Below are 21,335 nucleotides of genomic sequence, written 5' to 3' on the forward strand. Positions count from 1 at the left end.
TCATGACCTTCGACCCCTCCCCGATCGCGGCCATGCGGCGTGCCCGCCGCCTTGCCTGGCTCTATCTCGCGTCCGCGATCCTGATCGAAGTCGTCGGCCTCACGGTCATGAAGGCGGCAAGCGTGCATGGCGGCGTGAGCGGCTATATCGTCATGTATGTGGCGATCGCCCTGTCCTATGTCTGCCTTGCCAAAGCTGTCCGGACACTTCCCGTCGGCGTTGCCTATGCCATCTGGGAAGGATCCGGCATTGCGCTGATCACCTTGGTCTCGGTCTTCTTCTTCCATCACGATCTGAGCCTGCGGGAACTGATCGGCCTTGCCATGGCCGTTGTCGGGATCATCCTCGTCAATGCAGGCGAGGATCACGGATCCGCTGCGGCGGGCGCCGGCGGCGCGCATGGTTGAGATGCCCTTTGTCCTGGCCGTGCTCGCCGGGCTCTTCGACGTCGCGGCCAACCTTGCCTCCAGCAGGTCCGAAGGCTTCTCTCGAAAAGGCTGGGGGATCCTGTCAATTGTCCTGGTGCTCATCGCCTTTGCCTTCCTGGCACAGGCGGTCCACGGCATGGACCTCGCGGTCGCCTACGGCATTCTCGGTGCAACAGGCATTTTTGGAACCGCGATCAGCGCACGACTGCTGTTCGGCCAGAAACTGAAGCCGATCGGCTGGGTCGGATTGGCGCTGGTCTTTGGCGCCGTTGTCGTCCTTCACACAGCCTGAGGCTCTTCGGGCTTTCCGTGCGGTGTCCGCGCTTTGACGGAGGGACGCTTCTTCCAGCCAGTGGCCGCGTTCACCAAGGGGAAGTAGAGCCAGTACGGCAGGAGGTTGACGACCTTGAGGACGTAGGTGAACCGCTTGGGAAAGGTGATCTCGAACCCCGAGGCTCGAAGCCCCGCGACGATGGCGCTTGCAGCCTCCTCCGGCGAGACCAGAGCGGGCATCGGAAAGGCATTCTCCTTCGTTGCCGGCGTATCCACGAAGCCCGGATTGACGATCTGGATCCGGATGCCCTGCTTGTCGAGATCGAACTTCAGGCTTTCCGCCATGTTGATCAGCGCCGCTTTCGTCGCACCATAGGCGCCGCTCGTCGGCAGGCCGCCATAGCCGGTGACGGAGGAAACGATGGCGATCTGTCCCTGACCCCGCGCCTTCATGTGGCGGATAGCCGGCAGCAGGCAGTTCACGACGCCGTTGAGATTGACCGAGAAGGTTTCCTGGAAGTCCTCCAGATGCAGGTCCTCGCCGTGGACGGGCTTGAAGACACCGGCATTGAGAGCCACCAATGCGAGCGTACCGTGGTCATACTCGATCGCGGCGATGACCCGCTCCATATCCGCCGGATCGGTCACGTCGCCGTCGAGCACGATGATGCGGCCGGGGCCGGTCGCTTCGCGCTGGAGCGACACGAGCTTGTCGTGGCTGCGTGCGGTGACCACGACGCCAAACCCCTCGGCGACGAGCTTCAGCGCGAGCGCCCGGCCGATGCCGGAACTGGCACCTGTCACCCAGGCGAGACCGTGCTCCGGACGTGCGATGAAAGACGACATATCAGCGTTCTCCCGAACCTGCGCGGACGGCATGTTTCGTTGATCGAAAATGAAGTAGAGCAGTCGACCGATCCGGGAAGACATCCCGGATGCGGCGCTCAGCCGATGAGGTCGCTCAGCCGGCGGCCCAGGGAACCGCGCATCTTGACCGGTGCGTCCGTCACGGCAAAAACAATGCAATGCTCTCCGCTCTCGGCAACCGGCCGGTGATCGAGGCTGTCATCGGCGACCGAAATATCCCCGCGGCCGAATCGGCCTCTGACATCGCTGAAGGCACCGTGAAGCACCAGCGACAGCTCGAAACCTTCGTGCGTGTGCTCGGGAATGGCGCGGCCGGGCCGGATCCGGTAGAACGAGACGTTGCAGCCATCGATCTTGCCCAACGCATATTCCTTCAGTCCGGGGAGCTTCCAACGCCAGGGCACGTCGTCGCGATCAAAACCTGCAAATTCCCTCAACGCGCGCGGCCAGCTGGTCCTGCCGGCACCGTCGGGCGACGTCCCGGGTGCCAGTGGCAGCGGAGGACTGGCAAGAATGGACGCGATACGCTGCTCGGGATTGTCGAGCGGCGACGGATCGAGAGTCTCCATCAGATCGCCCGCCACAGTCTCGAATGCCGAGACCGTCTGTCGGCTCGACGGCTTCAGTTCCAGATGCGCCGCAACGAGAACGCGGGCTGGCTCGGGCAGAATGCCTGTCGCATAATGCGCCATCAGCGCATCGACCGTATCAAGTTCGCTTGTCGTCATCACACCTTGTCCACCGTCCCCTCCCGAGGACCTCCCTCAGACGATAATGTTTTCTTACGATCCTGTCTCCCGCATGGATCACCGAAAAGTGTGCGGTACGGTCGAAGACAGAATTTGCGCTCAAGGCGTCTTCTGCAAAACTGTTTTCCTTGTCGGAGTGCCTTGGCCGAGGCAAAACATGCCAACGTTCGCCCCGAACCTCGCTCTCGAACCTCACCGGCCTTGCCGCTGCCTCATGCGCGGCTATGTTGCGCTGAACCCGCCGACGTTCCCGTAGCGATTCTCCGTCAAGAGGTCCTAGACATGCCCGCCTTGAACTCCGTCCTCGACGCCATCGGCAACACGCCCCTCATTCGCCTGAAATCGGCATCCAATGCCACCGGGTGCACGATTCTTGGCAAGGCCGAGTTTCTCAATCCCGGTCAGTCGGTGAAGGATCGCGCCGCACTCTCGATCATCCGTGCAGCGGAACGCGCGGGCACACTGCATCCCGGCGGCGTGATCGTCGAAGGCACGGCCGGCAATACGGGCATCGGCCTTGCGCTTGTTGCCCAGGCGCTTGGCTATCGCACCGTGATCGTCATCCCGGAGACACAGAGCCAGGAAAAGAAGGACGCGCTAAAGCTTCTGGGCGCCGAACTGGTCGAGGTGCCTGCCGTCCCCTACCGCAATTCCAACAATTACGTGAAGCTCTCCGGCCGCCTGGCCGAACAGTTGGCCCGAACCGAACCGAACGGCGCGATCTGGGCCAACCAGTTCGACAATACGGCGAATCGGGCCGCGCATGTCGAGACGACGGCCCCGGAAATCTGGCGCGATACCGACGGCAAAGTCGACGGTTTCATCTGCGCGGTCGGCTCCGGCGGTACGCTTGCCGGCGTGGCCGAGGGCCTGCGTGGCTTCAATCCCGACATCAAGATCGGCCTTGCCGATCCGGAAGGTGCGGCCTTGTTCAGCTACTATACCGACGGCGAATTTTCGTCGCCCGGCAGTTCCATCACCGAAGGCATCGGCCAGGGTCGCATCACCGCAAACCTGGAAGGGTTCACACCGGACTATGCCTATCGCATCCCGGATGCCGAGGCCGTTCCCCTCGTGTTCGACCTGATCGAAAAAGAAGGGCTCTGCCTTGGCGGATCCTCCGGCATCAACATCGCCGGAGCGATCCGGATGGCACGGGATCTCGGGCCGGGCCACACGATCGTGACGATTCTCTGCGACTACGGCAATCGTTACCAGTCCAAGCTGTTCAACCCGGACTTCCTGAAGTCCAAGGGTTTGCCGGTTCCCGAGTTTCTCGTCCGGCAGAGCCAGATCGACCTTCCCTACGAGGCCGCCAATGCCTGACACGGGAACGGCGACACCCGCGGACAAGACGAAAGCTTTGTTTCGCGACGACTTCTATCTCTCGACCTGCGAGGCGCGGGTGATGGAGGTCCTCGACGATGGCGGCATCGTGCTCGACCGCACCTGTTTCTATGCGACGTCGGGCGGTCAGCCCGGAGACATCGGTTTCCTCGAGCGCGCCGACGGCAGCCGGATCGAGATCGCCGCCACGCGGACGGGCGCATCGAAGGATGTCATCGTCCATGTCCCGGCTGAGGGTCAGCCTGCGCCGGAAACGGGTGAAGCCATCGTGGCGCATATCGATTGGCCACGGCGCTACAGGTTGATGCGGATGCACACGGCCTGCCATCTTCTGTCCGTCGTGTGCCCCTACCCCATCACCGGCGCAGCCGTGGGCGAGGACGAGAGCCGGGTCGATTTCGACATGAGCGAGACGATCGACAAGGACGACGTGACCGAAAAGATGATGGCGCTGGTTCGGGAAAACCATCCGATCACGGTGCGCTGGATCACAGACGACGAACTGCTTGCCAATCCCGATATCGTCAAATCGAAGAATGTTCGTCCGCCGCTCGGTCTTGGTCGCGTGAGCCTGGTCTGCATCGGCGAGGACGCGGCAATCGACAGCCAACCCTGCGGCGGCACCCATGTGTCGGAGACCCAGGAGGTGGGAGAGGTCTACATCGCCAAGATCGAAAAGAAGGGCAAGGAGAACCGGCGTTTTCGCATCCGCTTCGGTTCTCCGGCGGCGTCTGCCTGACGTCGCTTGTCGTCGACGGCCGCCATTCTCACCGACCTCCATTCTCACCAGAGGGGATTTGCCAGCATGCAGGAAGAGAAAAGCTCTTTCGTCGTCGACAGCGACTGGTTGCAGGAGCGGCTCGGGGACTCCGACCTGCGCGTCGTGGATGCCGCATGGTACCTGCCGGCGCACAAGCGCGATCCGCAGGCCGAATATGCAGCGGGACACATTCCGGGTGCGGTCTTCCTCGACCATGACGCCATCTCCGACGCGACGAGCGGACTGCCGCACACGCTGGCCAGTCCGGACGTCTTTGCCGCTTCCGTCGGCGCGCTCGGCATCTCCGAGAAGAACATCATCGTCGTCTATGATGGCCCCGGGTTCTTTTCTGCCCCACGGGCTTGGTGGATGTTTCGCGTCATGGGCGCGCGTGACGTCTATGTTCTCGACGGCGGGCTCGACGGATGGAAAAGCGAAGGCCGGACGGTGACGACAGACGTGACGGCCGTTTCGCCTGCCGTGTTTGTCCCGACCTTTAACGAGACCGCCGTGACGTCTTTCCACGAGATGTCGTCGATCGTCGAAAAAGGCAGCCGACAGATCGCCGACGCGCGGAGTCTCGGCCGGTTTACGGGCGAAGAAGCCGAGCCCCGCGCCGGCATGCGTTCCGGTCACATGCCGGGAGCCCGCAGCCTTCCGGCCGGCGGCTTTGCAGCGGACGGCCGGTTCAAGTCCTTGCCGGAGTTGCGCAAACTTGTCGCAGATGCCGGGATTGACCTCGACAAGCCGGTTGTTACCAGCTGTGGCTCCGGCATCACGGCAGCGATCATCACGCTGGCGCTGCAATCGCTTGGACATACCGATAATACGCTCTACGATGGATCATGGTCGGAATGGGGGAGTCGCGCGGAGACCGCGATTGCAACCGGTAAGCCTTGAGCGGGAAGAGTGAAACACGCATGGAATTGGTAGACGCAGTCGCATCGAATGGCACGGAAAACAGCGCACAGGCCGATGCCGGGGTCGTTCTCGTCCCGGGGCAAGCTGTCACGATCCATATCACCGAATTGGAGATGACGGCCGCGCCGAAGCAAAGCCTGCCCTTCCCGGTCAACATCCAGACCGCACTGATGCGCGTCGCCGATATCCCGCCGGCCTATTACCGCTTCCTGTATCTGCAGGTCGGTCGCCGCTGGCACTGGGTCGATCGGTTGCGGCTGGATGACGAGGCTCTGGCGGCCGTGCTACACGACAAGCGCAACTGCGTGACCGTGCTCTACGTCAACGGCGCGCCGGCCGGGTTCTTCGAGGTCCTTCACGCGGACGAGGACACCGTCGAGCTCACGCATTTCGGCCTGTTCGAGCGCGCACTCGGGCTCGGGCTCGGAAAGTGGTTCCTGCTGCAGGCCCTCTATGGCTGCTGGAGCTACGGCCCCAAGGTCGTCAAGGTGCAGACGAACAATCTCGACCATCCCCGCGCCATCCAGCTTTATCAGCGATTCGGATTCTCGCCCGTCGCCACCCGGGAAGACCAGCTTGTCCCGCTGAGCGAGAGCGAAATGCTCGACCTCGTCCGCAAGCTCTGAATGTCGGAAACGACTTTGGCACGAAGGCTCGTGCCGACGTTGGCGCAAGGTCCATGGATCGGTCGGTAGAAGGCACCCGGTACCGCCGCCGAGGATGCATCTCGCCGCCTTGAGCAGGGTGCCGTAAAAGCGTTCAGACCGAACGCGAGGCGGCGCCGTCCGAGAACAGGGACGGGCCATTTTCATCGATGATCTGATGCGCCTTGCGCAGGGCCGCCGAGGATGCTTCGTCCGCCGAGGAGAACATGTCGGCCCGGATGAAGCTGCGCGACAGGATCTGCCCACCCATATCCTTCTCGATCACGCCGGAAAGCCGGAACTGACTGCCCTCCTTCATCGGCGTCGCCCGGATCCGGCAATCGCCGTAGGTTTCGGTCGAGCCGCTGGCGGCTTCGGAAGGGGTATCGGACGACGCGCGACCGAAAAGACGGGAGAAAAAGGATGCCATGATGAAGATTTAGCCTCGCGCGGTATCGTTGTCAAAGTCCCCGACGGCATGGCTCGTTGAAGAGCCCGACGTCTGTGTGTGCGGTCAGATCACCAGGTTCGAAAGGATATCGTTGTCGGTGATATCCTGATACCTCAGGCCCCCTGCGTCGAAGGCGGCCATCAGCCGGCGGAAGTTCTCCGGCCGTTTGGTCTCGATCCCGATGAGGATGGAACCGAAGTTGCGCGCAGACTTCTTGAGATACTCAAAACGGGCAATGTCGTCCTCTTCTCCGAGGAGGCCCAGAAAGTCCTTGAGGGCGCCCGGCCGCTGCGCCATGCGCAGAATGAAATACTTCTTCAGACCAAGATGCCGCATTGCCCGCTCCTTGACGTCCGGCAGCCGTTCGAAATCGAAGTTGCCGCCGGAGACCACGGCCACGACGGTCTTGCCGGCGAGCTGCGTCGCATCCAGTTCGGCAAGGGCGGTGATGGACAGTGCCCCTGCCGGTTCCAGGACGACGCCCTCGAGGTTCAGCATCTCGCTGATGGTGACGCAAATGGCGTTCTCGGGCAAAAGCAGGGTCTGACGGGCGGAGAAGTGCTTCAACCGCTCGAAATTCAAATCGCCGATCCGCCCGACGGCGGCGCCGTCGACGAAATTGTCGACCTGTTCGAGCGTCACGACGGCTCCGGTCTCCAGGCTGCGCTTGAGGCTGGGCGCCCCCTCGGGTTCGCAGAAGACGAAGCCGTCCGGATCGACCCGGTCGTCGAGATAACCCGTCATGCCGGCGGAAAGGCCACCGCCGCCGACGGGCATGATCACCATGTCGGGAACGGCACCGTCGGGCATCTGCGCAACGACCTCGGCGGCAACGGTCGCCTGCCCCTCGATGATGTCGGCGTGATCGAACGGTGGCACCATCATCCCGCCCGTTGCATCCACATGTTCACGCGCGGCCTTGTAGCACTGATCGAAGATATCGCCGACCAGCCGGATGGTGATGAATCGACCGCCGAACATCCGCGTCTTGTCGATCTTCTGCTGCGGCGTCGTGACCGGCATGAAGACGATGCCTTCGACGCCGAAATGACGGCAGACGAAGGCGAAGCCCTGTGCATGGTTGCCGGCGGATGCGCAGACAAAGATCCGATCGCGCGCGCCAGCGGCGATCGCCTTCCGGAAGAAGTTGAAGGCCCCGCGGATCTTGTAGGAGCGGACCGGCGAAAGGTCTTCGCGCTTCAGGTAGATTTTCGCGCCATACAGGGCGCTCAGGTGATCGTTGAACTGGAGCGGTGTTTCGGGGAACAGGTCGCGCAAGGCCAGCGCTGCCGCGTCCACATCCTGCTTGAAGCTCATGATCCTGTCCCTGTCATCTCGCTCTGTACACGGTGCCATAGCATTCCGCCCGTCAGCCGCATCCTATGACACAGACCAGACGCCGACGCCATGCGACCCTTGGTGCGCCCCTTGAGCCCGCTTCTCCGGGCTCAGCTGGGCCGGACTTGACTCGCTCCGGCAAATTGCGAAACTTTCTTCGGGATGAGGCGGTTATGCTGGCTGTGCCACAAGGCACGAGAACAGCGTCGGAGCGGGCGGCACGATCAAAGCTGCGGAGGGCGGGAGAGATGCGAACGAAATCGAGGCCGGCATGGACCTTTTGCCTTGCGGCCGCTGCGGTGGGGCTCATTTCTGTTCCTGCCGTTGCGGGCCCTCTGGCAGATGCAGCCACCCGCGCCGAAGGGCTGGCGGCGGCCGGCGATGCTGCCGGCGCGCGGGCCGCCATTCGAAATGGCATGAGCGATTTCCTCTCCGGACTGCCGTTTGCCGTTGGCACCGCCACCTTCGTCACGGCCGATCCCTCCGGTTTCGGCCTGTTCGACCCGCGGCCCAACAGCGTCTTCCGGCCGGGCGAGAAGATGGTGGCCTATGTCGAACCCCTGGGCCTGACCTGGAAGCCGGCGTCCGCGCCCGGGCGGTTCGAATCGCGATTCTCGGTTGATTTCGACCTTCTCGACGACAAGGGCGCCGTCCTCGCTAGCCAGAAATCCTTCGGGAACTTCGCTTTCACGGCGGCTACCAAGACGGCAGGGGTTTTCGCGACTCTGACGGTGGATGTGAGCAATGCGACGGTCGGAAGCTATGTGCTGCGCTATCATCTGAACGATAGCAATTCCGGCAAGGCTGCGGTGGTCGACCTTCCCTTCTCGATCAAGGCCGCGCAATGAGCACTGGCGGCCACGACATCGGCGGCTTGAGCACCGGCGTTTCGATCGCGGGCGAAGGTCGTTCCGCATCGCCCCTTCTGGTCGGTTTCGATGCCGACGACACGCTCTGGGAGAACGAGCAGTTCTACCGCCTGACGGAGGAGGCGTTTGCAGGACTTCTCGCCGATCATTGCGATGCTGTCGATCTCTCCGAACGTCTTCTCGCCGCGGAACGGCGCAACCTTGCGCTCTACGGGTTCGGCATCAAAGGCTTCACGCTGTCGATGATCGAGACGGCCCTGGAACTCACCGACGGCGCACTGCCCGGGTCGGTTGTCGGTCGCATTCTGGAGATCGGCCGGGACATGCTGCTTCATCCCGTCGATCTGCTTCCCGACGCACGCGAGACGCTGGAGGCGTTATCAGGACGGCACAGGCTGGTCCTGATCACCAAGGGCGATCTTTTCGACCAGGAACGCAAGTTGGCCGCCTCCGGCCTCGGGCCGTTGTTCGACGGGATCGAGATCGTCAGCGACAAGACCGAAGCGACCTATCGGGGTATTTTTGCGCGGCACGGCGTTTCGCCGGACCACTGTGTCATGGTCGGGAATTCGCTGAAATCCGACATCCTGCCGGTGCTGCAATGCGGTGGAAGCGCCATCTTCATTCCGCACGACCTCACCTGGGCCCACGAACATGCCGAGACGCCGGTCGATGCGCCACGCTTCTTTCAGGCCGCGGCCCTCTCCGCCGTACCCGACCTGATCGCGGCGATCAACCGGAACGCTTAGGCTCGCTTTTTGGCGGCGATCGCCTCGAGCATCGCCCGCACGTCTGCTTCCGCTGCGGCGAGCACCGCTTCGTTGCGGGCGCGGATGACGAGTTCCGTCGAAAAGGATGTGCCGTCGAATTTCGGATAGGAGCCGATGCTCGTCTCCGGATGCGCCTTCTGGACATCGCCCAGGGGTCCGCCGATGTCCCCCTCGCCGAACGGCGACGCCACGGAGCGCGACATCACGGTGGCGCCCGTCTTCAAGGTCGGGAGGACGGCTTCCAGCATGGCCTGGAAAACCTGGGGGACGCCGGCCATCACATAGACGTTGCCGATGATGAAGCCCGGCGCCGTGGACACGGCGTTGGGGATATGGGTCGAACCGTTCGGCATGCGCGCCATGCGGCGGCGCGCCTCGGTGAATTCCATGTTCCGGCGGGCATACATGTCGCCCAGCAAGGTCATGGCTTCGGGATCGTGGATGCATTCGACACCAAAGGCGCGCGAGACCGCATCGGCGGTGATGTCGTCGTGCGTCGGACCGATGCCGCCGGATGTGAAGACGTAATCATAGTGCCCGCGAAGAGCGTTCAGCGCCGCGACAATCGCCTCTTCCTCATCCGAGACGATTCGCACCTCTTTCAGGTCGATGCCGGAGATCGTCAGGAGATCGGCGAGATGCCCAATGTTCTTGTCCTTGGTCCGTCCGGACAGAAGTTCATCCCCGATGGCCAGCATGGCGGCTGTTACAATCGTTTCTGTGGTCATCGCGCAATTCCTTATTGGTATCTCGGGGGGTATCTTGGGGGATATCTCGGGCGTTTACACGCCCATCGTTCATCTTGAGCCGATCATTGTCAAATATTAGCGAACAGTCTGTTATCCCCAGCGTTTCGGACAGCGCCCGTCAGACGTGCTACAGCGGCGTTCCGGCATTCATGCCCATTTCTAGGAGATGACGATGGCAAAAGTTCTGGTTCTCTACTACTCGGCCTATGGTCACATCGAAGCCATGGCCTATGCCGTTGCGGAGGGCGCAAAGGCAGAAGGTGCTGACGTCGTCGTGAAACGCGTCCCGGAACTCGTGCCGGACGACGTCGCGAAGGCCTCGCACTACAAGATGGATCAGGCTGCCCCGATTGCAACGGCGGCGGAACTGGCGGACTACGACGCGATCATCTTCGGCTGTGGCACACGCTACGGCGGCTTTGCGTCGCAGATGCGCAATTTCATCGACCAGACCGGCGGCCTGTGGTTCTCGGGCGCGCTCGTCGGCAAGGTCGGATCGGCCTTCACGTCGTCGGCGACCCAGCACGGCGGCCAGGAGTCGACGCTTCTCTCCTTCATCCCCACGCTTCTGCATCACGGCATGGTCGTGGTCGGCCTCCCCTACGCGTTCCAGGGCCAGATGGGCCTCGAGGAAATCAAGGGTGGCACGCCATACGGCGCCTCCACGATCACCGGTGGTGACGGCTCGCGCATGCCGTCCGAGGTCGAACTCGAAGGCGCGCGTTTCCAGGGCGCTCACGTTGCCAAGATTGCGGCCAAGCTGACCGCCTGATCATACCGTCCGTCTCCACGCTTCACGGGCCGCCCGCTTTCTAGTGCGGGCGGCCTTTGTCGGCGCGAAGCACGCCTGCTCTCGCCCACGCGAGACGCGGCACCTCTGCTGACCGCCGTCGAACGGACTTGCACGACTCGCCGAGATCTCCGAGGGATGCTCCATCCGCATCGTCTCGAGATCCGCCATGCCAGTCCCCCTGCCTCTTGACCAGCCCCGCCCACTCGTCTTTCTCGCAGCCTTTGCGACAGGCGGGCTGCTGACACTCATGGTGCACTTCAACGGCGAACTCGCCCGATACGGCAACCCGCTGTTCTCGTCCTGGACGGCACACGGCACGGGAACCGTGGCAGCGATCGTCTTTCTCGGCCTCCTCTACAGGCGCGGCCGCATCACCTCCGGAGAACGCCCTCCCGCTCCCCTGTGGGCGTATCTCGGCGGGATCTCGGGTGCCGCCACCGTCATGCTCACATCGACCGCGGTGAACTCGCCGCTGGCCCTTGCCGGCACTCTGGCGCTCGGCCTTTCGGGGCAGGCGATCTTCAGCCTTGCAGCCGACCAGTGGGGGCTGTTCGGCCTCGCAAAACGGCGACTGACGGGCCGGAATCTTGCGGCTCTCGCGCTGATCCTCGGCGGAAGCGCACTCATCATCCTGGAAGGGCGGATCCCGGCATGACGTTGGCGATCCTTCTTGCCTGCTCGGCCGGCATCCTCATCGGCATCAGTCGCCAGATCAACGGGCGCCTCAGCCTGTCGACGTCGCCCCTGATCGCGTCCTTCTGGAACCACCTGATCGGGTTTTCCTTCCTGACGGTTCTCAGCCTCGGTGTCGGAGACCTGCTTCCGACAGGCGTGGGCCAAGTGCCGTGGTACGATTTTCTCGGCGGCCCGGTCGGCGTCGTCTTTGTCGCCGCAGGCAGCTGGGTCATTGCCCGAATCGGCGCCGTCAATACCGCCCTGATGATGATCGGAGGCCAGATGGTGTCGGGCGTGGTTCTCGATCTCGCTCTATCGGTACCGACCGCTCTCGGCCCGACGACCATCGGCGTCGTCCTCGTTCTGGCCGGGATCGCGCTGTCTCAAGGAAAACGAACTCAGGGAAAACGAAGAGCCGAAACGACGCCCAGACCGTGATCGACGAGGACGCCGGCTATCGAGCCTTCGGGCCGTCAAGCCGTTTCGAGAAGCCGGTCGTGAACCTCACGCCCCCCTTGTCATCAACAGCCTCCCCGAGGGCAACGTCCATGGCGTCGTCCGTCACCCGGACGACGGCGAAGCCGCCCTTGAAGGCTGCCTTGGGCTTGAAGACGTCGATGCCGCCGGCTTTGTAGACCATGGGCGTGTCGTGCTCATGCCCGTGGAAGATACCAATGACGTTGTAGCCTTTGAGGGCTTCGAGAAGAGCCGCACGTTCGGCGTCGCTCCACCAATGCGGCGCACCTGCGGCCTCATCGTCGAAGGTCCCGTGACCGGCATCCCACCGCTCGATCGAGAACCGGTCCCATCCATAATGCTGAAACAGCACCACGGGGCGTCCGTCGGCTGCAAAGGTGGCCAGGTCGTTCTTCAGCCAGTCCAATCCGCTGACGGCGCCCTTGCGATCGTCGCCACCGAAGCGTTGAAGCTGCACGAGGTGGAGGCGCCCCCAGTTCCAGGCATAATTGTCGGAGTCGACATCGTAATTGTCGGCGGGCAGCGACGGCGTGAAAAAGACGCTCGGACGGTGATTGACCTCGACATAGTCGCGGAGTTCCCGCCTGTACCAGTCCGGATGGCTCGGTGGTCCATCCTGATCAAGATCGTGGTTGCCGAGCCCGACATAGACGGGCATGTGCACGTGCTGCGGGTCCTGTCCCTGGGCATACCGCTGGCTGAACTGGCGCAGTTGCCATCCCTCACCTGGCACGGCCACCTGGCCGCCTCCATCGTCGGTGATATCCCCACCCATGACCAGACCGGCCGGCGCGCCGATCTCTCGCCCAGCCCGCGTCAACCCGCTGGGCGTGTTGGCGATCGTCTGGGGCCAGAGCTGCGCCGGAAGGCGATTGAGGGCCCGGATATGTCGAAGGAGCGCCGCATCCGTCTTGCCCTCCTTGTCGCAGTCCGGCGAGAGACCTTCCGCCATCCGGCAGGCATGAACGTCTGTCGCAAACACGAAGGTCACATCCGTCGGCGCCTGCTGCGCCTGCGCCGGTGCGATGACGAACAGCATGGCCGCCGAGGCCCGCGCCGGGAGACCGACCCAGTGGCCGTTCCCACCGGCAAACCGTTTTCGTCTGTTTACGGAGATCGTCATGTCAACGATAGCCCTTCTTCCTGTTCGCACGCCGAGCCGCCCCTTGGTTGCGGTGCCACCTTCGATGGTCGTGCAAAGCCCGCGGCGGCACCACCGACCGCCGGAACGAACGGCACCCGTCGCTCGTTACCCCGCACACGACAATCGCATCACCAGAGAGAGGGACACAAGCATGGTCAAGGTTATCTATCACATCGTCGAGCACGACGGCGGATGGGCCTACAAGGTCGGCGACGTTTTTTCGGAGAGTTTTCCGACGCATGAACATGCACTTCGCGCGGCCAAGGCGGCTGCGGCGGAGCAGCAGGTCGGAGGATCGGACGAAGACATCAGCTTCCAGGATGCCTCCGGGCAGTGGCACGAGGAACATGCCAGCGGCGGAGATCGCCCGGAAGCTGTGGTCGAAGACAAGGCCTGACGGTCAAAAAGGGATGGTGCCTCTCTCCGCGAGGAGAGAGGCTGAAGGATTAGGTCATGAAAAGACCGATGTGCGGATCGGCAGATTTTGTATCGCTCGTAAGTCATCGCTTTGCAACGACAAGCTGTTGTTAAGCTTTACGGGAAGGGTTAACTGCTGCCGATGCAGCTTGACGAAATCCTCGCGGTATCGGAAAGACTGTTGCCACTGCGGACGTGGCGAAACTGGTAGACGCAAGAGACTTAAAATCTCTCGAGGAGACTCGTACGGGTTCGACCCCCGTCGTCCGCACCAGCCACTGACGGACTGCCTTTTATCCCGTCTTGAAAATGATCGGGCTTTATCGCAGAAACGCTCCTTCCGTCAGACACGCATCTGCTAGATATGCTTGGAGTCCGCCATGTCCCTTCCCGAAAAAGCCTTTCCCGTGTCCTGGGACCAGTTTCATCGCGATGCGCGTGCACTCGCGTGGCGGCTGGCGGATCAGGGCGTCGAGTGGAAGGCGATCGTCTGCATCACGCGAGGCGGTCTCGTGCCGGCCGCGATCATCTCGCGGGAGCTGAACATCCGCATGATCGAGACGGTCTGCGTCGCGTCCTATCACGACTACGCGTCGCAGGGGCAGATGGAGGTGATCAAGACGATTTCCGAGGAAATTCGCGCCGACGGCGGTGACCGCGTCCTGATCGTCGACGACCTCACGGACACCGGGAAAACGGCCGCGATCGTGCGGGCGATGCTGCCCAAGGCGCATTTTGCGGCGGTCTACGCCAAGCCGAAAGGACGTCCGCAGGTGGACACCTTCGTGACCGAGGTCAGCCAGGACACCTGGATCTATTTCCCTTGGGATATGGGCTTCTCCTATCAGGAGCCGATCGCCAAAGGATCCCGCGGCTAGGCCTTCGCCGGTCGCACGACAGGTCCCTGAACGGCACAGGGCGCGGGACACCATCCCGCGCCCTGTGCCGTTCAGGGACCAAGCATTCCTTTTCACGCGGACAACCTGCGGATCGGCGTAAGTTTTTGTCCACAAGAAATCGTGGAACCAACCGCCTCTTCGGTTTGCGCCAGCGACAAGTGACTGATTTCCTTGATTCCCGTTCAAAAAGAAAATTTCCACAAGATATAGACGCCGGTGGACGGCGAGCCGCAAGCCCTTGACGACGCCATCGGACTCGCGGTTAATCATAATCGAGACTGGCATGACGCCAGACCACGGCTCGGACGGTGGCTTTCCCCGATCTGCGCCAACATCCTCATTCTGCTGGAGATCCTGCCCTTGAGGCGGGAACGCGTGTCGAAAATGATCTGTAGAAAACGTTGCACGCCGGGGGAACCCACCAGCAGATCGATAATTCTCTCTACATCTAGTAGATAGACCATTTAATTAACACTACATATCGGATACGAGTGTGTAGCCGCAGAAACGGACCACCGGCCGGCGATGTCGCTTTCCGGAAGGATATCAGCGTGCCTGAAAAGCGCATGCTTCGGACAGAACAAGGATTGGGACAGATGCAGATCGAACGTCGCTTTACCAAGGCCGGCCAGTCGGCCTATGCAGACATCGCGTTCCGCAAGGCTGTGAGCGAAATCAAGAACCCCGATGGGTCGATCGTTTTCCGGCTTGCCGATATCGACGTGCCCGCCCAGTTCAGTCAGGTCGCAGCCGATATTCTGGCCCAGAAGTACTTTCGCAAGGCTGGCGTCCCCGCGCGCCTGAAAAAGGTCGAGGAAAATTCCGTTCCCTCGTGGCTCTGGCGCTCCGTCGCGGATGAAGCCGCGATGAAGGACCTCCCCAAGGACGAGCATTTCGGCTCCGAAACCGACGCCCGCCAGGTCTTCGATCGTCTCGCCGGCACCTGGACCTACTGGGGCTGGAAGGGCAACTACTTCGCCTCCGAGCAAGACGCCCTCGCCTTCCGCGACGAGCTCGCCTACATGCTGGCAACCCAGCGCGTCGCCCCGAACTCGCCGCAGTGGTTCAACACGGGCCTGCACTGGGCCTATGGCATCGACGGTCCCGGACAGGGCCATTTCTACGTCGACCCCTTCACGGGCAAGCTCGTGAAGTCCAAGTCGTCCTACGAGCATCCGCAGCCGCATGCCTGCTTCATCCAGTCGGTCGGTGACGATCTCGTCAACGAAGGCGGGATCATGGACCTGTGGGTGCGCGAGGCGCGCCTCTTCAAGTACGGCTCCGGCACCGGCTCCAACTTCTCCTACCTGCGCGGCGAAGGCGAAAAGCTTTCGGGCGGCGGCAAGTCCTCCGGCCTGATGAGCTTCCTGAAGATCGGCGACCGCGCCGCCGGCGCCATCAAGTCGGGCGGCACGACGCGCCGCGCTGCCAAGATGGTGGTCGTCGACATCGACCATCCCGATATCGAGGATTACATCAACTGGAAGGTCAAGGAAGAGCAGAAGGTCGCGGCCCTCGTGACCGGCTCGAAAATCGTCGCCCAGCATCTCAAGGCCATCATGAAGGCCTGCGTGAACTGCGAGGGGCCCGACGGCGCCTGCTATGACCCGAACGAGAACCCGGCCCTGAAGCGCGAAATCAAGGCCGCCAAGAAGGATCAGGTGCCGGAGAACTACATCCAGCGCGTCATCCAGTTTGCGCGCCAGGGCTACAAGGACATCGACTTCAAGACCTATGACACGGACTGGGATTCGGAGGCCTATCTCACGGTTTCCGGCCAGAATTCCAACAACTCGGTTTCGCTGCGCGACGATTTCCTGCGTGCCGTCGAAGCCGATGGCGACTGGAACCTGACCGCCCGCAAGGACGGACGCGTCATGAAGACGTTGAAGGCGCGCGATCTGTGGGAAAGCATTTCCTACGCTGCCTGGGCTTCCGCCGATCCGGGCCTGCACTTCAACACGACCATGAACGACTGGCACACCTGCCCGGCCGCCGGCTCCATCCGCGCGTCCAATCCGTGCTCGGAATACATGTTCCTGGATGATACCGCCTGCAACCTGGCTTCGTTGAACCTGCTGCAGTTCAAGGACCAGACAACCAAGAACATCGATATCGCGGATTATGAGCATGCGGTCCGCCTCTGGACGATCGTGCTCGAAATCTCGGTGATGATGGCCCAGTTCCCGTCGCGGGAAATTGCCGAGCGCTCCTACGAATACCGCACGCTGGGTCTCGGCTACGCCAATATCGGCGGCCTCCTGATGTCGTCCGGCATTCCCTATGACAGCAAGGAAGGCCGCGCGATCGCCGGCGCCCTGACCGCGGTCATGACCGGCGTGTCCTATGCGACCTCGGCCGAGATCGCGGCCAAGCTCGGCCCGTTCCCCGGCTTCAAGCCGAACCGTGACAACATGCTGCGCGTCATCCGCAACCATGCCCGTGCCGCCCGTGGCGAAGCGCTCGGTTATGAAGGCCTGTCCGTCGCGCCCGTCCCGCTGGTCCATTCGGAATGCCCTGACCAGACACTCGTGACGCATGCCGTCGCGGCCTGGGAAAAGGCCCTGTCGCTCGGCGAGCAGCACGGCTATCGCAACGCACAGGTTTCGGTCATCGCGCCGACGGGTACGATCGGTCTCGTCATGGATTGCGACACGACCGGCATCGAGCCTGACTTTGCTCTCGTGAAGTTCAAGAAGCTTGCCGGTGGCGGGTACTTCAAGATCATCAACCGCGCCGTTCCCGAAGCCTTGCGGACGCTCGGCTATTCGGAAAGCCAGATCGCCGAGATCGAGGCCTATGCGGTCGGCCACGGGAACATCAACCAGGCGCCGGCCGTCAACCCGGGCTCGCTGCGGGCCAAGGGCTTCACGGACGACAAGGTCGAGGCCATCAACGGCGCGACGAAGGCAGCCTTCGACATCAAGTTCGTCTTCAACCAGTGGACGCTCGGCGTCGACTTCCTGAAGGAAACGCTGAAGGTCAGCGACGAACAGCTTGCGGACATGAGCTTCAACCTGCTTGAGCATATCGGCTTCTCCCGCAAGGAGATCGAAGCGGCCAACGTGCACGTCTGCGGTGCGATGACGCTCGAAGGCGCACCGTTCCTGAAGGCCGAGCATCTGCCGGTGTTCGACTGCGCCAACCCCTGCGGCAAGATCGGCAAGCGCTATCTCTCGGTGGAAAGCCACATCCGCATGATGGCGGCAGCCCAGCCCTTCATCTCCGGCGCGATCTCCAAGACGATCAACATGCCGAACGAGGCGACCGTCGAGGACTGCAAGAACGCCTACATGCTGTCCTGGAAGCTCGCGCTGAAGGCGAACGCCCTCTACCGCGACGGCTCCAAGCTCTCGCAGCCGCTGAACGCCTCACTCATCGAGGACGAGGAAGACGAGGATGCGCTGGAGACGCTGATCCAGCAGCCGGCTGCCGCCCAGGCGGTCGCCGTCACGGAAAAGATCGTCGAACGTGTGATCGAGCGGATCACCCGCGAGCGCGAAAAGCTGCCGAACCGCCGCCAGGGCTACACCCAGAAGGCGATCGTCGGTGGGCACAAGGTCTATCTCCGGACCGGTGAATTCGGCGACGGCCGGATCGGCGAGATCTTCATCGACATGCACAAGGAAGGCGCCGCCTTCCGCGCAATGATGAACAATTTCGCCATCGCCATCTCGCTCGGCCTGCAGTACGGCGTGCCGCTCGAAGAATATGTCGAGGCCTTCACGTTTACGAAGTTCGAGCCCGCCGGCATGGTACAGGGCAACGACGCGATCAAGAATGCCACGTCGATCCTCGACTACGTGTTCCGCGAGCTTGCCGTTTCCTACCTCGGCCGGCACGATCTTGCCCATGTCGACACGTCCGACTTCGGCAATACGGCACTCGGCAAGGGCATCCAGGAAGGCAAGACCAACCTGCTGTCCACCGGCTGGACCCGCGGTCACAAGCCGACCCTCGTATCGGGCACGACCACCGGATCCGGGATCGATCGCGCATCCGGCGAGCCCAAGGGATCGGCAACAGCCGCCCCGGCCCGCGCCGCGGCCGCCGGCGGCACGGTAACCCCGTTTGCCGGCTCGGCCGCCCGCAAGCTGGAACCGGCGACTTCGATCTCGACCTCCGAAGTCGTCGCCTTCAAGCGCGACTACGAAGAGCGGGCCGTCGAGGCGATCGAGGTGGTTGCCCCGGAGATCGCGGAGTCGCCCCGCGATGTCACCGCGCTCTTCTCCGACAAGGCCGCCGCGGAAGCCGCCGCCGCGAAATCGGACGCCAAGAAACTGGAAGCCGAACGCCGCATCCGCTCAATCGCCCAGGGCTATACCGGCAACATGTGCTCGGAATGCCAGAACTTCACGATGGTGCGGAACGGCACCTGCGAGAAGTGCGACACCTGCGGCGCAACAAGCGGCTGCAGCTGAGAAGACGGGAGAGCGTGAACTGTGATGTTCACGCTCTCTCACATTCGTATGTGACGCGCAGCAGGCGATGCGCCGTCCTCGGCGCATCCGAGAACATGGCTCGGCTTGCGGGCTCGACATGCAAGACCATGCTCGACTCGGTCGACCGAAACCTTTGCATCATCCTCTCCGATACGTGCAGAACCACATGTGACAGTCGCAGTCCGGTCGTCATAAGATTTCGACGAACCCCATTTGATTGCTCGCGCAAGCCCTGCACGCAGCGCGCCGTTCGTCAGCCACCCCGTCATATTCCATGATCCGCGCTTGCGACGAGCCCCGCCCCTAGCGGAGCCTTGCTCGTCAGGCGACAAATGGTCCGACGGACGAGCGCTCGATCAGGCCGCAGACCATCTTGTGCGTGTTGGGCAGGACATCGCCTGACTGGCGTCCGAGGTGGCGCACGGCCCAGGCGCCCATGGCGCGGTGCGGGAGATCGATGGTGGTGAGTTGCGGGCGAAGATGGCGGGCGATTTCGTCGTCGTCGTAGCCGATTACGGAGATATCCCCGGGAACCGAGAGGCCGCGTTCGCGAATCGCGGTGAAGCATCCCATCGCCATCTTGTCGTTCTGGCAGAAGATCGCGGTCGGCCGGTCCGCGAGCGACAGAAGCCTCTGCGTCGCCTCATAACCGGCGGTCGGGGTCCAGTTGCCCTCGCCCACCAGCTGGTCGTCATAGTCGATGCCGGCTTTCCCCAGCGCTTTGCGATATCCGATCAGGCGATCCTGCGAAGCCTCCATGAAGGTTTCGCCGGTGATGATACCGATCCGCCGATGCCCCTTCTCGATCAGCGTCGACGTCGCAAGCTTGCCGCCATTGACCTCGTCCGGCACGACCGAAGGAAAGCGGGGATCGCCCGTATGGCAATTGAGCAGGACAAGCGGCACCGGGAGTTCATTGAAAGCCGAATCGAGCGCGACGCGCCGGGTAAAGACGGACATGTAGATGATGCCCTGCGCACCGGCCCGCAGGAGACGGTCAACCGCACGGCGTTCGTATTCCGCCCGTCCCTGCGTCTGTGCGACGAGAATCGTCACATCGGCGTTCCAGGATTCCTGCCGCGCGCCCTCGATCGCGTTGACGGCCTCGGGCGTCGTGGTCAGCTGATCGACGATGAAGCCGATGCAGCCGTCCCGCAGCTCCTCGAGCGCTGCACGACGGATTGGGCTGGCAAGGCCGTAGCCGAGCGACCGCGCCGCTTCGACCACGCGCGCCCGGAGATCCGCGGAGATCTTGATGTCCATGATGTTGTTCAGCACCACGGATACCGTCGCCTGCGAGCAGCCGGCGGCTTTGGCCACGTCCATCATCGTTATCCGCTTGGAAGGCTTTCGGCTGCTCACGCTCTCGTCCATTCGACATGTCTCATCCTTCCTAACCGAGCCCGACAGGATTATCCATTGACTAATAATTATTAGTTGCGCTAGATTCCGGATGTCGAGGAGGACACGCCATGAATGCACATGCACAATTTGACTATGACATCGCCGCCCAGCTGAAGACGCTGGCCGAGGACGGCATCATCGGCCTGAAGGGCGCCTTCACGCCGGAGTGGGCCGATGCCATGCGTGAAGACATGATGACGGCCTTCTGGTCGGCGATCCAGCGCCCGGGCGGCGCCGTCGGTCGCGGCCCCCGGCGCTGGTATGTCGAGATCCACCCACAGAACTTCGGTGGTTTCGTCGATCTCGTCACCCACCCCTGGCTCGTGGACGTCTGCACCAACCTGCTTGGGCCAGACTATCAGATCGTGGAAATCGGGCTCGATGTGCCCTTCCAGGGTGCAAAGTATCAGCCTTGGCACCGGGACTTCCCGTCGCCGGTCGATACCTACCAGGACCGGAAGATCACGTCGCTCGCCTTCAACCTCACCGGCGTCGACGTGACCGAGGACATGGGCCCCTTCGAGGTGGCGCCGGGGACGCAGTATGACGATGGTCGGGAGTGGAAGCACGAGATGTTCCCCGACAAGGCGCTGTGGGGTCGCTTCCAGGAACGTGCCACCCGCAAATTCCCCAAGCGCGGGGACATTTCCTGCCGGTCGGCCCTGACGGTGCATCGCGGCACGGAGCATCTGTCGCCGATCGCCCGCCCGGTGATGGTTCTGGGCGTCGATGCGCCCGGTGCCGGCCACGCCGAGCTGCACGACATGATGGTCACCAAGGACTGGTATGACGCCCTGCCCGAGATCGCCCGCAAGCACCTCGTTTGCCGGGTCGTGGACGAACTCGTGCCGATCACCCAGAAGCACGACATCGAAGGTCTCGTCATGGGCGCAGACCCGACCTGACCGCAGAGCGACG

At 62.7% G+C, this 21,335-nt stretch carries 22 protein-coding genes and 1 tRNA gene; 16 read left to right on the plus strand and 7 right to left on the minus strand.

The window, feature by feature from the left end; translation table 11 throughout:
* The first annotated feature begins 2 nt into the window (after nt 1-2).
* On the plus strand, nt 3-407 hold the full coding sequence (locus ASG25_RS00105; protein WP_244479282.1) for an SMR family transporter: 405 nt from the start codon (nt 3-5) through the stop codon (nt 405-407).
* Nucleotides 400-720: an SMR family transporter gene (locus ASG25_RS00110; protein WP_062467959.1), complete on the plus strand. Its 321-nt coding sequence runs from the start codon at nt 400-402 to the stop codon at nt 718-720. The genes ASG25_RS00105 and ASG25_RS00110 overlap by 8 nt, the downstream gene beginning before the upstream one ends.
* On the opposite strand, the gene ASG25_RS00115 is transcribed toward ASG25_RS00110, so the two are convergent.
* Nucleotides 708-1,547, minus strand: a complete 840-nt coding sequence (locus tag ASG25_RS00115; RefSeq protein WP_062471732.1) for an SDR family NAD(P)-dependent oxidoreductase — start codon at nt 1,545-1,547, stop codon at nt 708-710. The two genes, ASG25_RS00110 and ASG25_RS00115, sit on opposite strands and share 13 nt — an antisense overlap.
* 98 nt (nt 1,548-1,645) lie before the next feature.
* Nucleotides 1,646-2,296: a ChrR family anti-sigma-E factor gene (locus ASG25_RS00120; RefSeq protein ID WP_062467962.1), complete on the minus strand. Its 651-nt coding sequence runs from the start codon at nt 2,294-2,296 to the stop codon at nt 1,646-1,648.
* A gap of 303 nt (nt 2,297-2,599) precedes the next feature.
* On the opposite strand from ASG25_RS00120, the gene ASG25_RS00125 reads away from it, so the two are divergent.
* The 4 genes from ASG25_RS00125 (at nt 2,600) to ASG25_RS00140 (ending at nt 5,971) form a co-directional block, all read left to right on the plus strand.
* Entirely contained in the window at nt 2,600-3,643 is a 1,044-nt protein-coding gene (locus tag ASG25_RS00125; protein ID WP_062467964.1) for a cysteine synthase A, read from the plus strand.
* Nucleotides 3,636-4,403 carry an alanyl-tRNA editing protein gene (locus ASG25_RS00130; RefSeq protein ID WP_062467966.1) on the plus strand — a complete coding sequence of 256 codons (768 nt, stop codon included), beginning with the start codon at nt 3,636-3,638 and terminating at the stop codon, nt 4,401-4,403. The genes ASG25_RS00125 and ASG25_RS00130 overlap by 8 nt, the downstream gene beginning before the upstream one ends.
* A 66-nt stretch (nt 4,404-4,469) precedes the next feature.
* Nucleotides 4,470-5,324, plus strand: coding sequence for a 3-mercaptopyruvate sulfurtransferase (gene sseA, locus ASG25_RS00135; RefSeq protein WP_062471735.1), 855 nt, complete (start codon nt 4,470-4,472; stop codon nt 5,322-5,324).
* A 134-nt stretch (nt 5,325-5,458) separates the two neighbouring features.
* Nucleotides 5,459-5,971 carry a GNAT family N-acetyltransferase gene (locus ASG25_RS00140; RefSeq protein ID WP_062471738.1) on the plus strand — a complete coding sequence of 171 codons (513 nt, stop codon included), beginning with the start codon at nt 5,459-5,461 and terminating at the stop codon, nt 5,969-5,971.
* A 133-nt stretch (nt 5,972-6,104) separates the two neighbouring features.
* Here ASG25_RS00140 and ASG25_RS00145 read toward each other — a convergent pair whose 3' ends face one another.
* The gene (locus ASG25_RS00145; protein WP_062467968.1) at nt 6,105-6,419 is read right to left on the minus strand and encodes an HlyU family transcriptional regulator; all 315 of its coding nucleotides are present in this window, start codon (nt 6,417-6,419) and stop codon (nt 6,105-6,107) included.
* Nucleotides 6,420-6,503: 84 nt separating this feature from the next.
* The gene (ilvA, locus tag ASG25_RS00150) at nt 6,504-7,757 is read right to left on the minus strand and encodes a threonine ammonia-lyase (RefSeq protein WP_062467970.1); all 1,254 of its coding nucleotides are present in this window, start codon (nt 7,755-7,757) and stop codon (nt 6,504-6,506) included.
* Nucleotides 7,758-8,194: 437 nt separating this feature from the next.
* Here ilvA and ASG25_RS00155 point away from each other — a divergent pair, with 437 nt between their 5' ends.
* On the plus strand, nt 8,195-8,626 hold the full coding sequence (locus tag ASG25_RS00155) for a hypothetical protein (protein ID WP_244479283.1): 432 nt from the start codon (nt 8,195-8,197) through the stop codon (nt 8,624-8,626).
* Entirely contained in the window at nt 8,623-9,396 is a 774-nt protein-coding gene (locus tag ASG25_RS00160) for an HAD family hydrolase (protein ID WP_156379902.1), read from the plus strand. Before ASG25_RS00155 ends, ASG25_RS00160 begins: the two co-directional genes overlap by 4 nt.
* On the opposite strand, the gene ASG25_RS00165 is transcribed toward ASG25_RS00160, so the two are convergent.
* Complete coding sequence (locus ASG25_RS00165) at nt 9,393-10,145, minus strand: competence/damage-inducible protein A (protein ID WP_062467975.1); 753 nt, start codon at nt 10,143-10,145, stop codon at nt 9,393-9,395. The genes ASG25_RS00160 and ASG25_RS00165 overlap by 4 nt on opposite strands.
* Nucleotides 10,146-10,338: 193 nt before the next feature.
* On the opposite strand from ASG25_RS00165, the gene wrbA reads away from it, so the two are divergent.
* From wrbA to ASG25_RS00180, 3 genes are all read left to right on the plus strand, one after another.
* On the plus strand, nt 10,339-10,938 hold the full coding sequence (gene wrbA / locus ASG25_RS00170; RefSeq protein ID WP_062467978.1) for an NAD(P)H:quinone oxidoreductase: 600 nt from the start codon (nt 10,339-10,341) through the stop codon (nt 10,936-10,938).
* A gap of 187 nt (nt 10,939-11,125) precedes the next feature.
* Complete coding sequence (locus ASG25_RS00175; RefSeq protein ID WP_062467980.1) at nt 11,126-11,614, plus strand: DMT family transporter; 489 nt, start codon at nt 11,126-11,128, stop codon at nt 11,612-11,614.
* Nucleotides 11,611-12,072: a DMT family transporter gene (locus tag ASG25_RS00180; protein WP_062467982.1), complete on the plus strand. Its 462-nt coding sequence runs from the start codon at nt 11,611-11,613 to the stop codon at nt 12,070-12,072. Before ASG25_RS00175 ends, ASG25_RS00180 begins: the two co-directional genes overlap by 4 nt.
* A gap of 16 nt (nt 12,073-12,088) precedes the next feature.
* Here the strand turns inward: ASG25_RS00180 and ASG25_RS00185 are convergent, their stop codons facing one another.
* Complete coding sequence (locus ASG25_RS00185; RefSeq protein ID WP_062471744.1) at nt 12,089-13,150, minus strand: metallophosphoesterase; 1,062 nt, start codon at nt 13,148-13,150, stop codon at nt 12,089-12,091.
* Between the two features lie 256 nt (nt 13,151-13,406).
* Between ASG25_RS00185 and ASG25_RS00190 the strand changes: the two genes are divergently transcribed.
* The 4 genes from ASG25_RS00190 (at nt 13,407) to ASG25_RS00205 (ending at nt 18,992) form a co-directional block, all read left to right on the plus strand.
* A complete protein-coding gene (locus tag ASG25_RS00190) occupies nt 13,407-13,652 on the plus strand; it encodes a DUF2188 domain-containing protein (RefSeq protein ID WP_062467983.1) in 246 nt (81 codons plus the stop codon).
* A 209-nt stretch (nt 13,653-13,861) separates the two neighbouring features.
* Nucleotides 13,862-13,946, plus strand: a tRNA-Leu gene (locus ASG25_RS00195).
* A gap of 106 nt (nt 13,947-14,052) precedes the next feature.
* Nucleotides 14,053-14,550 (plus strand): xanthine phosphoribosyltransferase, encoded by a 498-nt coding sequence (gene gpt / locus ASG25_RS00200; protein ID WP_062467985.1) that lies wholly within the window; start codon nt 14,053-14,055, stop codon nt 14,548-14,550.
* Nucleotides 14,551-15,167: 617 nt separating this feature from the next.
* Nucleotides 15,168-18,992 (plus strand): vitamin B12-dependent ribonucleotide reductase, encoded by a 3,825-nt coding sequence (locus ASG25_RS00205; protein WP_062467987.1) that lies wholly within the window; start codon nt 15,168-15,170, stop codon nt 18,990-18,992.
* 342 nt (nt 18,993-19,334) lie between these two features.
* Here the strand turns inward: ASG25_RS00205 and ASG25_RS00215 are convergent, their stop codons facing one another.
* Nucleotides 19,335-20,387, minus strand: coding sequence for a LacI family DNA-binding transcriptional regulator (locus ASG25_RS00215; RefSeq protein ID WP_062467991.1), 1,053 nt, complete (start codon nt 20,385-20,387; stop codon nt 19,335-19,337).
* Between the two features lie 98 nt (nt 20,388-20,485).
* On the opposite strand from ASG25_RS00215, the gene ASG25_RS00220 reads away from it, so the two are divergent.
* A complete protein-coding gene (locus ASG25_RS00220; RefSeq protein WP_062467993.1) occupies nt 20,486-21,322 on the plus strand; it encodes a phytanoyl-CoA dioxygenase family protein in 837 nt (278 codons plus the stop codon).
* Nucleotides 21,323-21,335 lie beyond the last annotated feature (13 nt).

Origin of the sequence: Rhizobium sp. Leaf384 (assembly GCF_001424065.1) — a bacterium.
GTDB lineage: Bacteria > Pseudomonadota > Alphaproteobacteria > Rhizobiales > Rhizobiaceae > Ferranicluibacter.

Excerpts from the sequence above, each read along its gene's own strand:
- ASG25_RS00105 (WP_244479282.1), top strand. The coding sequence starts at position 3 with ATGACCTTCGACCCCTCCCCGATCGCGGCCATGCGGCGTGCCCGCCGC.
- ASG25_RS00110 (WP_062467959.1), top strand. The coding sequence starts at position 400 with ATGGTTGAGATGCCCTTTGTCCTGGCCGTGCTCGCCGGGCTCTTCGAC.
- ASG25_RS00115 (WP_062471732.1), bottom strand. The coding sequence starts at position 1,547 with ATGTCGTCTTTCATCGCACGTCCGGAGCACGGTCTCGCCTGGGTGACA.
- ASG25_RS00120 (WP_062467962.1), bottom strand. The coding sequence starts at position 2,296 with ATGACGACAAGCGAACTTGATACGGTCGATGCGCTGATGGCGCATTAT.
- ASG25_RS00125 (WP_062467964.1), top strand. The coding sequence starts at position 2,600 with ATGCCCGCCTTGAACTCCGTCCTCGACGCCATCGGCAACACGCCCCTC.
- ASG25_RS00130 (WP_062467966.1), top strand. The coding sequence starts at position 3,636 with ATGCCTGACACGGGAACGGCGACACCCGCGGACAAGACGAAAGCTTTG.
- sseA (WP_062471735.1), top strand. The coding sequence starts at position 4,470 with ATGCAGGAAGAGAAAAGCTCTTTCGTCGTCGACAGCGACTGGTTGCAG.
- ASG25_RS00140 (WP_062471738.1), top strand. The coding sequence starts at position 5,459 with ATGACGGCCGCGCCGAAGCAAAGCCTGCCCTTCCCGGTCAACATCCAG.
- ASG25_RS00145 (WP_062467968.1), bottom strand. The coding sequence starts at position 6,419 with ATGGCATCCTTTTTCTCCCGTCTTTTCGGTCGCGCGTCGTCCGATACC.
- ilvA (WP_062467970.1), bottom strand. The coding sequence starts at position 7,757 with ATGAGCTTCAAGCAGGATGTGGACGCGGCAGCGCTGGCCTTGCGCGAC.
- ASG25_RS00155 (WP_244479283.1), top strand. The coding sequence starts at position 8,195 with ATGAGCGATTTCCTCTCCGGACTGCCGTTTGCCGTTGGCACCGCCACC.
- ASG25_RS00160 (WP_156379902.1), top strand. The coding sequence starts at position 8,623 with ATGAGCACTGGCGGCCACGACATCGGCGGCTTGAGCACCGGCGTTTCG.
- ASG25_RS00165 (WP_062467975.1), bottom strand. The coding sequence starts at position 10,145 with ATGACCACAGAAACGATTGTAACAGCCGCCATGCTGGCCATCGGGGAT.
- wrbA (WP_062467978.1), top strand. The coding sequence starts at position 10,339 with ATGGCAAAAGTTCTGGTTCTCTACTACTCGGCCTATGGTCACATCGAA.
- ASG25_RS00175 (WP_062467980.1), top strand. The coding sequence starts at position 11,126 with ATGCCAGTCCCCCTGCCTCTTGACCAGCCCCGCCCACTCGTCTTTCTC.
- ASG25_RS00180 (WP_062467982.1), top strand. The coding sequence starts at position 11,611 with ATGACGTTGGCGATCCTTCTTGCCTGCTCGGCCGGCATCCTCATCGGC.
- ASG25_RS00185 (WP_062471744.1), bottom strand. The coding sequence starts at position 13,150 with ATGCTGTTCGTCATCGCACCGGCGCAGGCGCAGCAGGCGCCGACGGAT.
- ASG25_RS00190 (WP_062467983.1), top strand. The coding sequence starts at position 13,407 with ATGGTCAAGGTTATCTATCACATCGTCGAGCACGACGGCGGATGGGCC.
- gpt (WP_062467985.1), top strand. The coding sequence starts at position 14,053 with ATGTCCCTTCCCGAAAAAGCCTTTCCCGTGTCCTGGGACCAGTTTCAT.
- ASG25_RS00205 (WP_062467987.1), top strand. The coding sequence starts at position 15,168 with ATGCAGATCGAACGTCGCTTTACCAAGGCCGGCCAGTCGGCCTATGCA.
- ASG25_RS00215 (WP_062467991.1), bottom strand. The coding sequence starts at position 20,387 with ATGGACGAGAGCGTGAGCAGCCGAAAGCCTTCCAAGCGGATAACGATG.
- ASG25_RS00220 (WP_062467993.1), top strand. The coding sequence starts at position 20,486 with ATGAATGCACATGCACAATTTGACTATGACATCGCCGCCCAGCTGAAG.